The 12890-nt window shown below is 66.8% G+C and carries 16 protein-coding genes; 11 read left to right on the top strand and 5 right to left on the bottom strand.

Annotated elements, in window-relative coordinates; all coding sequences use genetic code 11:
- Positions 1 to 31: 31 nt before the first annotated feature.
- Positions 32 to 904: a formyltetrahydrofolate deformylase gene (gene purU, locus KUL97_RS11265; protein WP_217797059.1), complete on the bottom strand. Its 873-nt coding sequence runs from the start codon at positions 902 to 904 to the stop codon at positions 32 to 34.
- Between the two features lie 124 nt (positions 905 to 1028).
- Here purU and psbQ point away from each other — a divergent pair, with 124 nt between their 5' ends.
- The 3 genes from psbQ to pstS all read left to right on the top strand — a co-directional run bounded on the left by psbQ (position 1029) and on the right by pstS (position 3729).
- A complete protein-coding gene (psbQ, locus tag KUL97_RS11260) occupies positions 1029 to 1520 on the top strand; it encodes a photosystem II protein PsbQ (RefSeq protein ID WP_254896427.1) in 492 nt (163 codons plus the stop codon).
- A 58-nt stretch (positions 1521 to 1578) separates the two neighbouring features.
- Entirely contained in the window at positions 1579 to 2655 is a 1077-nt protein-coding gene (locus KUL97_RS11255) for an FAD-dependent oxidoreductase (RefSeq protein ID WP_217797057.1), read from the top strand.
- Between the two features lie 75 nt (positions 2656 to 2730).
- Entirely contained in the window at positions 2731 to 3729 is a 999-nt protein-coding gene (gene pstS, locus KUL97_RS11250) for a phosphate ABC transporter substrate-binding protein PstS (RefSeq protein ID WP_217797056.1), read from the top strand.
- Positions 3730 to 3944: 215 nt separating this feature from the next.
- Here the strand turns inward: pstS and dnaK are convergent, their stop codons facing one another.
- Positions 3945 to 5846: a molecular chaperone DnaK gene (gene dnaK / locus KUL97_RS11245; RefSeq protein WP_217797055.1), complete on the bottom strand. Its 1902-nt coding sequence runs from the start codon at positions 5844 to 5846 to the stop codon at positions 3945 to 3947.
- 53 nt (positions 5847 to 5899) lie between these two features.
- Here dnaK and KUL97_RS11240 point away from each other — a divergent pair, with 53 nt between their 5' ends.
- The 4 genes from KUL97_RS11240 to KUL97_RS11225 all read left to right on the top strand — a co-directional run bounded on the left by KUL97_RS11240 (position 5900) and on the right by KUL97_RS11225 (position 8232).
- The gene (locus tag KUL97_RS11240) at positions 5900 to 6829 is read left to right on the top strand and encodes a shikimate dehydrogenase (RefSeq protein ID WP_217797054.1); all 930 of its coding nucleotides are present in this window, start codon (positions 5900 to 5902) and stop codon (positions 6827 to 6829) included.
- A gap of 24 nt (positions 6830 to 6853) precedes the next feature.
- On the top strand, positions 6854 to 7315 hold the full coding sequence (locus KUL97_RS11235; RefSeq protein ID WP_217797053.1) for a Tic20 family protein: 462 nt from the start codon (positions 6854 to 6856) through the stop codon (positions 7313 to 7315).
- A gap of 89 nt (positions 7316 to 7404) precedes the next feature.
- Positions 7405 to 7773 carry a 30S ribosomal protein S6 gene (rpsF, locus tag KUL97_RS11230; protein WP_217797052.1) on the top strand — a complete coding sequence of 123 codons (369 nt, stop codon included), beginning with the start codon at positions 7405 to 7407 and terminating at the stop codon, positions 7771 to 7773.
- A 75-nt stretch (positions 7774 to 7848) separates the two neighbouring features.
- Positions 7849 to 8232: a hypothetical protein gene (locus tag KUL97_RS11225; protein WP_217797353.1), complete on the top strand. Its 384-nt coding sequence runs from the start codon at positions 7849 to 7851 to the stop codon at positions 8230 to 8232.
- A 16-nt stretch (positions 8233 to 8248) separates the two neighbouring features.
- On the opposite strand, the gene KUL97_RS11220 is transcribed toward KUL97_RS11225, so the two are convergent.
- Positions 8249 to 9448 carry an argininosuccinate synthase gene (locus tag KUL97_RS11220; protein ID WP_217797051.1) on the bottom strand — a complete coding sequence of 400 codons (1200 nt, stop codon included), beginning with the start codon at positions 9446 to 9448 and terminating at the stop codon, positions 8249 to 8251.
- On the bottom strand, positions 9448 to 9765 hold the full coding sequence (locus KUL97_RS11215) for a hypothetical protein (RefSeq protein ID WP_217797050.1): 318 nt from the start codon (positions 9763 to 9765) through the stop codon (positions 9448 to 9450). Before KUL97_RS11215 ends, KUL97_RS11220 begins: the two co-directional genes overlap by 1 nt.
- A gap of 59 nt (positions 9766 to 9824) precedes the next feature.
- On the opposite strand from KUL97_RS11215, the gene KUL97_RS11210 reads away from it, so the two are divergent.
- The 3 genes from KUL97_RS11210 to KUL97_RS11200 are packed head-to-tail and all read left to right on the top strand — an operon-like array spanning position 9825 to position 11450.
- Positions 9825 to 10100, top strand: coding sequence for a DUF3134 domain-containing protein (locus KUL97_RS11210; protein WP_010312765.1), 276 nt, complete (start codon positions 9825 to 9827; stop codon positions 10098 to 10100).
- Positions 10101 to 10143: 43 nt separating this feature from the next.
- Complete coding sequence (gene mraY / locus KUL97_RS11205) at positions 10144 to 11208, top strand: phospho-N-acetylmuramoyl-pentapeptide-transferase (RefSeq protein WP_217797049.1); 1065 nt, start codon at positions 10144 to 10146, stop codon at positions 11206 to 11208.
- On the top strand, positions 11208 to 11450 hold the full coding sequence (locus tag KUL97_RS11200; RefSeq protein WP_217797048.1) for a hypothetical protein: 243 nt from the start codon (positions 11208 to 11210) through the stop codon (positions 11448 to 11450). The genes mraY and KUL97_RS11200 overlap by 1 nt, the downstream gene beginning before the upstream one ends.
- A gap of 23 nt (positions 11451 to 11473) precedes the next feature.
- Here the strand turns inward: KUL97_RS11200 and KUL97_RS11195 are convergent, their stop codons facing one another.
- Entirely contained in the window at positions 11474 to 11644 is a 171-nt protein-coding gene (locus KUL97_RS11195; protein WP_010312757.1) for a hypothetical protein, read from the bottom strand.
- 50 nt (positions 11645 to 11694) lie between these two features.
- Here KUL97_RS11195 and purT point away from each other — a divergent pair, with 50 nt between their 5' ends.
- Positions 11695 to 12885 carry a formate-dependent phosphoribosylglycinamide formyltransferase gene (gene purT, locus KUL97_RS11190; protein ID WP_217797047.1) on the top strand — a complete coding sequence of 397 codons (1191 nt, stop codon included), beginning with the start codon at positions 11695 to 11697 and terminating at the stop codon, positions 12883 to 12885.
- Positions 12886 to 12890: the final 5 nt, after the last annotated feature.

Here is a 12890-nt window from a genome sequence, read left to right as displayed (position 1 = left end):
TGGCCAGCCCTCGCACCCCAACGGTCGGCGTTCACTCGAACACCGCCGTACGTCCGCGATACACCATCACCTGGCGTTTGAGATGCAGACGCACCGCCCGGGCCAGGGCGAGGCGTTCGGTGTCGCGGCCCTTGCGAATCAGATCCTCCACCTCATCGCGGTGGCTCACGTTCACGGTCGATTGGGCAATGATCGGGCCCGCATCGAGTTCATCGGTCACGTAGTGGCCGGTGGCACCGATCAGCTTCACGCCCCGCTCCCAGGCCCGGTGATAAGGCTGCGCGCCCATGAAGGCCGGCAGGAAGGAGTGGTGGATGTTGATCACCCGGTGGAAGGCATCCGGGGGGTCGAAGGCCGCGAGAAAGCGCGGTGTGAGCACCTGCATGTATTTCGCCAGGATCACCAGCTCGATGCCGTGCTCCGCCAGCAGCTCCAGGTGGCGGGCTTCGGCCTCTTCGCGGTTGGCATTGCTGATCGGAACGTGCTCAAAGCGGGCGCCAAACTCTTCGGCGATTGATCCCAGGTCGGGATGGTTGGCGATCACCAGAGGCACCCGCATCGGCAACTCACCGGTGCGCACGCGCCAGAGGAGATCCAGCAGGCAATGGTCTTGCTTGCTCACAAAGATCGCCACGGCGGGCTTCTCATCGGAGAAGGTGACGGTTTGTTCGCCGTTGAGGCGCTCCGCCAGGGCCGCCGCGGCCGGAGCAATCGCCTCGCGGGGCAGGCCAAACCCCTCGAGCTGCCACTCAATGCGGCTCAGAAACAGCCCGGCCCCCTGATCGCTGTGGTGATCGGCATGCACGATGTTGCCGCCATTGCCCGCGACCCAGCCGGAGAGCTCCCGCACCAGGCCGGGCTGATCCGGGCAGATCATCTGAAGGATGGCCGTGGCAGCCGTCATGGCGAGGCGGGGCGCAGCCCTGGAAACACTGAATTCTGCCGGCCTGCTGCCCACGGGCGCTTCAAGGCGAAAAGCCCTGGGTAAAGTCCCGCAATCAAGCTCCAACGTCATGGCTGCTCAGTCGATGTCCGCGCTGACCACCCGGTTTGCATCCGCCCTGCGCAGCCTGGCCCTGGTGGCTCTGGCTCTGGTGCTGAGCTTCGGTCTCACCGCCTGCAGCGGCGGTAAGGCCAAAGCCCCCACCCTCAGCACCGAGGACATCGCCGTGATCGAACGCCAGGCCGAAGGCTTCCTGGCCGCCCGCGATCGCCTGCCCGAGCTGGCCACCCTCGTCAACGAGCGCGACTGGACCTTCACCCGCAACCTGATCCACGGCCCGATGCAGGAAGTGGGCCGAGAGATGCTCTACATCAACCAGCGCCTGCTGCCCGCTGAGCGCCCCGAGGCCAACAAGCGCGCTGACGCCCTCAAGAACGCTCTGGCCGATCTTGATGAAGCCGCCCGCCTGCAGGACGCCAACAAGCTGAGCAAGGCCTACATCCAGGTGGCCAGCGGCTTTGGCCTCTACGCCCAGGTGCTGCCGGCCCAGGTGCAGGCCGACCTCAAGCAGGCCTGATCCCGCCTCCATCACCATCACTCCACCAGAGCCCACCCGCCGGCCCACGTCGATCACCGTGATCGGCGCCGGCGTGGTGGGCCTTTCTGTGGCCTGGTTGCTCAGCCAGCACGGCCATCGGGTGCAGCTGATCGATCCAGCCCTGGCCCACGGCCAATCCAGCGAGGCCGGCAGTAGCGCCGCCCTCGGGCTGCTGATGGCTGAGATCTTCCGGCGCAGCAGCGGGCGGGGCTGGCGGCTGAGGCAGCAATCCCTGGCCCTCTGGCGCCAGTGGCGTGAACAGCTCAGCGAGCGGGGCCACCACATTCCCTGGCGGCCTGGCCTGCTGCAACTGGCCTGCAACGAGCAGGAGTGGCAGGCCCAGGCACGCCTGGCCGAACAACGCCAACGGCAAGGGCTGCCGCTGCGGCTGCTCAACCGGGCTGAGCTGCAGGCGCTCAGCCCAGCCCTCCCCGCGGATGCGGCCGGAGCGCTGTTCTCACCGAACGACGCTCAGATCGACCCGCAACCAGCCATGCAGGCCCTGCTGGACGACGGACGCAACCACGGCCTGATCACCCAAGCGGCTGCGGTGCTGCAGCTGGAGCGGGGAAACCAAGGTGCCGATCAACGCTGGATCATCCACACCGAGGCAGGCTCCTGCCGCAGCCACTGGTTGGTGATCGCTGCTGGCCTGGCGAGCCCAGCACTGCTGGAGCCCCTGGGTCATAGGCGCCCCCAGAGCCCGGTGCTGGGCCAGGCCCTGGAGCTGCAATTGCCGGCCGGCTGCAACGCCGAGACCTGGCCGGGCAGCGCCAGCTGGAATGGCTTCAACCTGGTGCCCCGCCCCGGCGGACGCCTCTGGCTGGGGGCCACCGTGGAACCGGGCCTCACCCAAGGCAGCCCCGAGGCCCTGGCCGAACTGCGCCATCTCGGCGGCGCCGCTCCCGACTGGCTGCGGCAGGCCGAACCACTGCGGCATTGGCAGGGCCTGCGCGCCCGCCCCGACGAGCGGCCGGCGCCCCTGCTGGAACTGCTCGAACCCGGCCTGGTGCTCACCAGCGGCCACTACCGCAACGGCGTGTTGCTGGCGCCGGCAAGCGCGGCCTGGGTGCTGGAGCAGCTGCAGTCGCCAGGACCTTTACCTGCTCTTTAAGTCACACTGGCCGGCTGTACATAGGGTCAAAGGCAGGTCGCTGAACCCACGGCCTCCACGACTACCTTCTCCACCATGCGCCGAACCACCACCGCTCGAGTCCTCACCGGACTGGCCGGACTCGCCGCCAGCTTCAGCCTCGTTTCCTGCTCCATGGGCGGTGGCGATTCCGTGAAAGGCAGCCTCGCGGGTGCGGGTGCGTCATTCCCCGCCGCCATCTACCAGCGCTGGTTCCAGGAACTGGCCTCACAAGGTGTTCAGGTGAACTATCAGTCGGTGGGCTCCGGGGCCGGCGTGCGCCAGTTCATCGCTGGCACGGTGGACTTCGGCGCCTCCGATGCGCCGATGAAGGCCGAAGACATCGCCAAGGTGAGCCGCGGCGTGCTGCAGATCCCGATGACCGCCGGTGCGATCGCCGTGGCCTACAACAACCCCGGCTGCGACCTGAAGCTGAGCCAGCAGCAGCTGGCTGAGATCTTCCTCGGCAAGATCACCAATTACAGCCAGCTGGGTTGCGCCGACAAGAAGATCACCGTGGTGCACCGCTCCGACGGCTCCGGCACCACCTACAACTTCACCAAGCACCTGGCCGCCATCTCGGATGCCTGGAAGAGCGGCCCTGGCACCTCCAAAACCGTGGCCTGGCCCACCGGCGTGGGCGCCAAGGGCAATGAGGGCGTAGCGGCCCAGCTCAACCAGGTGGAAGGCGGCCTGGGCTATGTGGAATCGGCCTACGTGAAAGGCAAGCTGCAAGCCGCGGCCCTCACCAATGCCTCCGGCGAGCTGGTGAAACCCAGCAGCGAAAGCGAAAGCGAAGCGCTCGGTTCGATCGATCTGGGCCCCGATCTGATCGGTGGCAATCCCAATCCGATCAAGGGCTACCCGATCGTGACCTTCACCTGGATCCTGGCCTATCAAAACGGCAACGGCACCAAGGCCGAGCTGCTGAAGAAAGCCTTCAACTTCATGCTCTCAGAGCAGGCTCAGGCCCAGGCACCGCAGCTGGGTTACGTCACGATGCCGGCCCCTGTGATCGAGAAGGCCAAGGCCGCTGTAGCCAAGATCGGCGAGTGAGGCCAACGGGCCACTCACTGTTCAGCTAGTTACAAAGAACACAGCCACGGGCCTCAACCCGCGGCATCCTTCACTCACGACCTGCAACGGGTCGGGCAAGGGAGATCACAGAGACGGGGTCGCACCCGTCTCTTTTTTTGCCGATGCCTGAGGGGCTGGGCATGGGCATGAAAAAACCCCGGCCGAAGCCGGGGTGATCACACCGTGAGCGGTGCTCACTTGCTCTCGGTGAACTCCGCGTCGATCACGTCGTCGCTGGCGGATTCGGCACCGCCGCTGCCGTTGCCGCCGGGGGCAGCGGCGCCTTCAGCACCGGCTGCCTGCTGGTACACAGCAGCACCGGCGGCGTAGAGGGCCTGCTGCAGGGTTTCGAGCTCCGACTTCATCGTGTCGAAGTCGTCCTTCTCGATGGCCTCCTTGAGCTTGGCGGAGGAGGCCTCCACCTTGCTCTTGTCCTCGGCGCCCACCTTGTCGCCCAGTTCGCCCAGCTGCTTCTCGGCTTGGTACACGAGGGTTTCGGCCTGGTTCTTCAGGTCGATGCGCTCGCGCTTCTCCTTGTCGGCGCTGGCATTGGCCTCGGCATCCTTCACCATCTTCTCCACCTCGTTATCGCTGAGGGTGGAAGCGCCGGTGATCGAGATGCTCTGCTCCTTGCCGCTGCCCTTGTCCTTCGCGGTCACGCTCAGGATGCCGTTGGCATCGATGTCGAAGGTCACTTCGATCTGAGGCACGCCGCGGGGAGCGGGGGGGATGCCATCGAGGCGGAAGGTTCCGAGCGACTTGTTGTCGCTGGCCATCTCGCGCTCGCCCTGCAGCACGTGGATTTCCACGTTGGTCTGCCCGTCGACAGCCGTGGAATACACCTCCGATTTCTTGGTGGGAATCGTGGTGTTGCGGGGGATCATCTTGGTCATCACGCCGCCCAGGGTTTCCACACCCAGGGAGAGCGGGCTGACGTCCAGCAGCAGGATGTCCTTCACCTCACCGGCGAGCACACCGCCCTGGATGGCGGCGCCCACGGCCACCACCTCGTCGGGGTTCACGGTCTGGTTGGGGTCCTTACCGGTGACGCGCTTCACCAGCTCCAGCACCGCGGGGATGCGGGTGGAACCACCCACCATCACCACCTCATCGAGCTCGGAGGAGGAGAGCTTGGCGTCCTTGAGGGCCTGCTCCACCGGCACGCGGCAGCGGTCGATCAGCTTGGACGCCAGCTCCTCGAACTTGGCGCGGGTGAGGGTGAGATCGAGGTGCTTGGGGCCCTCGGGCGTGGCCGTGATGAACGGCAGGTTGATCTCGCTCTGGGTGGCGCTGGAGAGCTCGATCTTGGCCTTCTCGGCGGCCTCGGTGAGGCGCTGCAGAGCCTGCTTGTCGCTGCGCAGATCGATGCCTTCGTTGGCCTTGAAGGTGTCGGCCAGGTGATCCACGATCACCTTGTCGAAGTCGTCGCCGCCTAGGTGGGTGTCACCGGAGGTGGAGAGCACCTCGAACACACCGTCGCCCACCTCGAGGACCGACACGTCGAAGGTGCCGCCGCCCAGGTCGAACACCAGGATGCGCTCGTTGCTCTTCTTGTCGAGGCCGTAGGCCAGAGCGGCCGCAGTGGGCTCGTTGATGATGCGCAGCACCTCGAGGCCGGCGATCTTGCCGGCGTCTTTGGTGGCCTGACGCTGGGAGTCGTTGAAATAAGCGGGAACGGTGATCACCGCCTGGGTGACCGTTTCACCGAGGTACTTGCCGGCGTCTTCAGCCAGCTTGCGCAGCACTTGGGCGCTCACCTCTTCAGGGGCGAACTGCTTACCCAGCACCGGGCACTTCACCTTCACGTTGGAGCCGGCCTTCTCCACGCCGTAGCTCACTTCCTTCGATTCCTCGTTCACCTCGTCGACGCGGCGGCCGATGAAGCGCTTCACCGAATAGAAGGTGTTCTCTGGGTTCATCACCGCCTGACGCTTGGCGATCTGGCCCACCAGTTGATCCTGGTTCTTGGTGTAGGCGACCACAGAGGGCGTGGTGCGGAAGCCCTCGGCATTGGCGATCACGGTGGGCTTGCCGCCCTCCATGACCGACACGCAGCTGTTGGTGGTGCCAAGGTCGATACCGACAACCTTGCCCATGACTGTCCTCTGAACTGGAGGCATCCTCAACAGCGGGCCCATTCCGGGGCTAGGTGTGGTTGCCGAACAGCACCCGACCCAGCGTGACCGGCTTCCCGAGCATTCGCGGCACCACTGCCCTTGTGGGGGTGTTGGGCGATCCGGTGCACCACTCCCTCTCGCCGGTGATGCAGAACGCGGCGCTGCAGGCGCTGGGGCTCGATTGGGTGTTCCTGGCCCTTCCGGCTCCCGCTGGCGAACTAGCCGCCGTGGTGCGCGGCCTGGAAGCGATGGGCTGCCGCGGCCTCAACGTGACCATCCCCCATAAACAGGCGGTGGCCGCCCTCTGCCGCGAGCTGAGCCCCCTGGCGGAACGGCTGGGGGCCGTGAACGCGCTGGTGCCGCTGCCTGGCGGCGGCTGGCACGGCACCAACACCGATGTGGAAGGCTTCTGCGCGCCACTGCGCCGGGAGGGGACCGACTGGAGCGGCAAGCGGGCCGTGGTGCTGGGCTGCGGCGGCAGCGCCCGCGCTGTGGTGGCGGGCCTGGTGGAGCTGGGTTTCGGCAGCATTCAGCTGGCGGGCCGCAGGCCGGAAGCGCTGAACGCCTTCCTCAACGACTGCCGGGCCTGGGCGCCGCAGCTCCAGGCACTGAGCTGGAGCAGCGAGAGCGGCAGCCTCACCGGCGCCCTCGCGGAGGCTGATCTGGTGGTGAACACCACCCCGGTGGGCATGGCCTCAGCCAGCAACCCCGCCGCCGCTGAGGCGTGCCCGCTCAACGCCAGCGAGCTGAGCGCCCTGCAGAGCGGCGCCAGCGTGTACGACATCATCTACACACCGCGTCCCACGCAACTGCTGCAGCGCGCCGCCAACCGTGGCTGCCGCAGCCTCGATGGTCTCGAGATGCTGGTGGAACAAGGGGCAGCGGCCCTGCGCCTGTGGAGCGGCCTGCCGGAGGTGCCGGTGGCGGTGATGCGCCAGGCACTGCTCGAGCACCTGCCATAGCCTCTGCCCATTGAGGAGCATGCGATGGGCGACATTCCCTGGTGGCAACGGTTGTTGGCGGTGCTGGGCTACCTGCTGCCCTGGAGCGATGCCTTGCCCTTTGCCGGTTCGCTCGACAACCTCTTTCCGGCGCTGCAGTGGCTGATGCTGCCGGCGCTGCCCGTGCTGCTGCTGGAGCGGTCGGTTCCGTTCGGCGGCTTCCTGCTCTTCCTGGTGCTGTTCCTGGCGGTGGTGCGGAACCCGCGCATCCCCTACTACCTGCGCTTCAACGTGCTGCAGGCGATCCTGCTCGACATCGTGCTGGTGGTGGTGTCGCTGGCCTTCCAGCTGCTGCAGCTCCGCGCCATGGGCTTCGCCGGCCGCACCCTCGACAACACCGTGTTCCTGGGAATGCTGGTGCTGCTGGTGTTCGCCGTGGTGCAGTGCATACGCGGCAAGGAAGCCGACGTCCCGAGCCTGTCGGAAGCGGTGCGCATGCAGCTGTAGGGTGGACGATCCGCCGCTGGAGAGCAGGGGCCTAGCTCCGGCCCACCAGCCACCGTTCCCTTCGGCGTCCACGTCGGATCGCGCAAGCCATGTCGCAGCCCTATTACGAAACGATGTACATCCTTCGTCCGGACATTCCGGAGGAAGAGGTGGAAACCCATGTCACCAAGTACCGCGATCTGGTGACCGAAGCCGGCGCTGAGGTGCTCGATTGCCAGATGCGCGGCAAGCGCCGCCTGGCCTACCCCATCGCCAAGCACAAAGAAGGCATCTACGTGCAGCTCGCCCACAACGGCGACGGCCAACAGGTGGCCACCCTCGAGAAGGCGATGCGCATCAGCGAAGACGTGATTCGCTACCTCACCGTGAAGCAAGACGGCCCCCTGCCTGCTCCCCGCAGCGGCCCCGTAGCCCAGGCCACCAGTGACGCTGCTGCCCTGCAGACCAGCGAAGCCTGATCGCTTCCAGCAGCTTGAATCCCGACCAGGCCTTGGTTAAGGTTTGGTCGGTTTTTTATAGCTGGGCGGTTAGCGGTGGAGGAACTAATCACCGAGCAGCCGCAAGAGGCCAGCGAGCTTCCGTTGCAGCTGGCCCTGGCCACGGCTGAGCGCAAACTGGCAGAAGCACGGCTACACATCGCCGAGCTCGAAGCACTGCTCGAAGAGATTCCCGAGATCTTCGAGCGCAAGTTTGAGCAGCGCCTGCAACCGGTGCTGGAGCGGCAAGAGCGATTGCTCGACGACAACGCTGAACTGCGCCAGCAGATCCAACTGCTGGCGCCCGTGCCGGGTGAGGTGCGCTTGCGGTTTAACCCCGACGGCGCCAATCAGGGCAGCCTGGCCTTACCGCCTCTACCGAGCCGGCCGCCGATCCGGCGCATGGGCCGGGCGGATCGCCAGAGCCCACGCGCCGCTTGATTCAACAGACCTGAACTCAGCGCTGGCTGGCCGCCCAGAGACGGGTGGGCAGACCCCACACGTAGATGAAGCCCTCAGCGGCGCGGTGGTCGAACTGATCGCCAGCGTCGTAGGTGGCCATATCGGGCACATAGAGGCTGTTGGCGCTGCTGCGGCCCACCACGGTGGCGTTGCCCTTGTGCAGCTTCACCTTCACGGTGCCGTTCACGGTGCGCTGGGTGCGCTCGATGAAGCCATCGAGGGCATCCTTGAGCGGGCCATACCAAAGGCCCTGATACACCTGGTCGGCCCACTGCTGCTCGAGCTGGCGCTTGCTGCGCAGCACATCGGCAGCGAGGGTGAGGCTCTCCAGTTCCTGGTGGGCCTTGATCAGCAGCAGCAAACCCGGGGTTTCGTAGATCTCGCGGCTCTTGATGCCCACCACCCGGTTCTCGATCATGTCGAGGCGGCCGAAGCCATGGCTGCCAGCCAGCTCATTGGCGCGGCGGATCAGGCTCACCGGGTCGAGGCGCATGCCATCGATGCTCACCGGGTTGCCCTGTTCAAAGCCGATCTCCACCACCTGAGCCTGCTCGGGCGCCGCCTCCACGCTCACCGTGAGGGCGTAGATCTCCTCGGGGGGCTCCACGTTGGGATCCTCCAGCGGGCCCGCCTCAATCGAGCGACCCAGCAGGTTGAGGTCGATCGAATAGGGCGACTTCTTGCTCACCGGTGAGGGGATGCCGCAGCGCTCGCCATAGGCGATGGTTTCCTCGCGGCTCATGCCCCATTCCCGCGCCGGGGTGAGCACCTTCAGATCAGGGGCGAGGGCGCCGATCGCCACATCGAAACGCACCTGGTCGTTGCCCTTGCCGGTGCAGCCATGGGCCACAGCATCGGCACCCACCTCGCGGGCGATCTCTACCAGGCGGCGGGCAATCAGCGGCCGGGCTAGGGCGGTGGAGAGGGGGTAGCGGCCTTCGTAGAGGGCGTTGGCACGGATCGCCGGGAAGGCGAACTCACGGATGAACGGCTCGATGAGATCGCCCACGATCGACTGGCTGGCCCCGGAATCGAGGGCTTTCTGGCGGATCGGCTCCAGCTCATCGCCCTGGCCGAGGTCGGCAGCGAAGGTGATCACCTCCTCCACGCCCCACTCGTTTTTCAGATAAGGGATGCAGACGCTGGTGTCCACACCGCCGGAATACGCGAGTACCGCCTTCTTGGCCCGGCCCATCAACGCTCTCCATGCGCGCAATCGATCGATTCTCCCCTGTCGTGGTGGCGCCACAGGCGCGCGAGCAGCAGGGCCGCCATCAGCGCTGGTGGGAGCAGCACCAACAGCAGGGCCAGCAGCGCCGGCAGGCCTGGATTCGCCAAAGCCCAGGGTTGCTGCAGCAGGGGCGTAGGCCAGTGCCGGCCGGCCGCCACCAGGGCTGCGCTCACGGCCAGGGCCAGCAACCACGGCCCCAACAGGGCCCGCCAGAGGGGCGTGGTGGGGTGAGCCAGATCGATCGTTGCAGGGGACTCCGTTAGGATGGTCGATTGGCACACGCCGGGCCGCAAGCCGCACGTGCCGCCCGCGCTCAACCCGTGCCCTCCCCGATAGCCATATGAGCAGCAACCTCAGCACCAGCCTCAGCCAGTTGGATGGCATCAACCCCTCGCTGACCCGCTACGGGCGCAACGAGCCGGCACCGGTGCTGCCCCTGCGTGAAGAGCCAGACCTGCTGAGCTGGCTGGAAACCAGCGGCCGCCTGGTGGCCGATGAGGAAACCGCCAGCAGCGATGTGAGCACGGTGGAAGAGGAAGAGCTTTCCGCACTGATGGGCGAGAAAGAGGATTACAACGCCGCCGACGAGCAGAACGAGGAAGACTGGGAAGACTGATCTCCTCAGCCCCTTGATCTCCCCCACCAGGCTGATCGCCTCCATGCCCAGCAACAGCCGCTCCCTGGCGCTGTTGCTGGGCTTGTTGCTGTTGGGGCTGAGTGCCCTGTGCGACTGGTTCAGCCAGGCCCCACAGCTGGTGCCGCCGTTGCTGATCAGCGCTGTGGTGAGCAGCCTGCTCTGCGCTTGGGGAGTGCCGCAGCTACGCCGGCTCAAGCTGGGGCAGGTGATCCGCGAGGAGGGCCCCCAGGCGCACCAGAGCAAGGCGGGCACGCCCACCATGGGCGGCCTGCTGGTGGTGCCGGTGGGGGTCATCGCCGGAGGCCTGGTGGCCCCAGCCGATCAGCGGCTGCTGGCGGTGGCGGCGATCACCCTGGCCACCATGGCGATCGGCGCAGTCGACGACTGGCGCAGCCTCACCAAACGCCACAACACCGGCCTGAGCCCCCGCGGCAAATTGCTGCTGCAGGCCCTAGGCGCCATCGGGTTTCTGGCCTGGGCCCACTGGGACCAGCAGATCGGAGCGGCGATTGCCCTGCCCCTGGGCTGGGTCCTGCCCCTGGGACTGCTGATCTGGCCGCTCGGATTGTTTGTGTTTCTGGCGGAGAGCAACGCCACCAACCTCACCGATGGCCTCGATGGACTGGCCGCCGGCTGCGGCGCCATCGTGTTCAGCGGTCTCGGCGTGCAGCTGATGCTGCGGGGCCATGAAGGCGATCCCGCCATGGCCGGTTTCTGCGCTGCCATGGCGGGCTGCTGGCTGGGCTTCCTGCTGTTCAACCGCCACCCGGCCCGGGTCTTCATGGGTGACACGGGCTCCCTGGCCATGGGCGCAGCCCTGGCAGCGGTGGCGCTGCTGAGCAACAGCCTCTGGCCGCTGCTGCTGATGGGGGGTGTATTCCTCGCCGAATCGCTCTCGGTGATCGTGCAGGTATGGGTGTTCAAGGCCACCAAAAACCCGGCCACCGGCCAGGGCCGGCGGGTGTTCCGCATGGCCCCGCTGCATCACCACTTCGAGCTGGGCGGCGCCAGCGAGCAGCAAGTGGTGGTGGGCTTCTGGCTGATCAGCCTGATACTGGTGGTGCTGGGACTGGTGCTGCTCCCCTGATGGCGTACTTCACCTGGAAGGAGGCTGGTCTCACGGCTGATTGCGCCAGCCTTGAGGCGATGGCGGCGCGCTTTGAAGAAGCAGCCGCGCTGATGCGGCGGATGGCGGCCGAAGGATTCGTGCTGGAGCGCCACAGCGATGGCCAGCACATCACCCACAACGATGCCTCCGTGTTCGCCGCTTACGGCTTCATCGATGAGCAGTCGCCGGTGCGGCAGCTGGATCTGATCGATCAGGGCTGATTCGTCCGGCCTGGTCCGACGGCTCAACCAGGCCGGCGCAGGTAGCCCACCAACCAGACCACGATGAAGGCCAGGGCTGAGATCCCCAGATACACCAGAGTCCAGCGCTGCAAACTCTCGATGCTCAACCCATTGAGCAAACCATCGGCGGCATCACCAGCTGTGGCGTAGGCCAATGGGAGGAACTGCAGCACAGGGGGGCGCCGGGGCAGGATCGGTGCAGTCTCTCGCCTCAGCCGCGGCCATGGCCAGCCCCACGTTTCCGCGCACGCTGATGTTGCTGGGCAGCGGGGAACTGGGCAAAGAGGTGGCGATTGCCGCCCAGCGACTGGGCTGCCGGGTGATCGCGGTGGATCGCTACGCCGGCGCACCGGCGATGCAGGTGGCCGATCAAGCCGAGGTGGTGGCCATGACCGACCCCGAGGCCCTCAAGGCTGTGGTGCGCCGCCATCAGCCGGATGTGGTGATCCCGGAAATTGAAGCGCTGGCCGTGGATGCCCTGGCGGAGCTGGAATCCGGCGGCATCACCGTGATCCCCACGGCACGGGCCACGGCGGTCACGATGAACCGCGATCGGATCCGCGATCTCGCCGCCACGGAGCTGGGGCTACGCACCGCCCGCTTCGCCTACGCCGAAAGCGCCGAAGACTTGGCCGCCGCCGCCGCGCCTCTGGGCTGGCCGGTGGTGGTGAAGCCGGTGATGAGCTCCTCCGGCAAAGGCCAGAGCGTGGTGGAGGGCCCCGATGGCATCACCGCCGCCTGGGAGGCAGCGATGGCCGGCGCCCGCGGCAGTGGCGCGCGGGTGATCGTGGAGGAGTTTCTCCACTTTGAGCAGGAGATCACCCTGCTCACCGTGAAGCAGTGGCAGGGCCCCACGTTGTTCTGCCCGCCCATCGGTCACATCCAGGAGCGGGGCGACTACCAGTGCAGCTGGCAGCCGGCTCATCTGGAGTGGGAGCAACTGGCCGCCGCCCAGAGCATGGCGCGCCTGGTGACCGACAACCTCGGCGGGGCCGGCATCTTCGGGGTGGAGTTTTTCGTGTGCCGCACCGCCGACGGCGGCAGTGAGGTGGTGTTCTCGGAACTCTCCCCCCGCCCCCACGACACCGGCTTGGTCACGCTCGCCGGCCAGAACCTGAGCGAATTCGAACTGCACCTGCGGGCGGTGCTGGGGCTACCGATCCCGGAAATCCGCTCCACAGGCCCGGCCGCCAGCCGGGTGATCCTGGCGCAACAAGCCAGTGAGAGTGTGGCCTTCAGCGGCCTGGATCAGGCTCTCGAAGAGGTGGATGTGCAGGTGCTGCTGTTCGGCAAACCCGATGCACGCCCCCACCGGCGCATGGGTGTCGCCCTGGCCAGTGGCGCCAGCCTGGAGGAGGCGCGCGCGAAGGCCGATCAGGCCGCGGCCGCCATCACGGTGCTCCCGGGCCGCTGATCCAG

This window comes from Synechococcus sp. HK05 (assembly GCF_019104765.1).
Classification (GTDB): Bacteria; Cyanobacteriota; Cyanobacteriia; order PCC-6307; family Cyanobiaceae; genus Vulcanococcus.
Note: the sequence above shows the minus strand (reverse complement) of the source record. Positions and strands in the feature narration are given on the sequence as shown.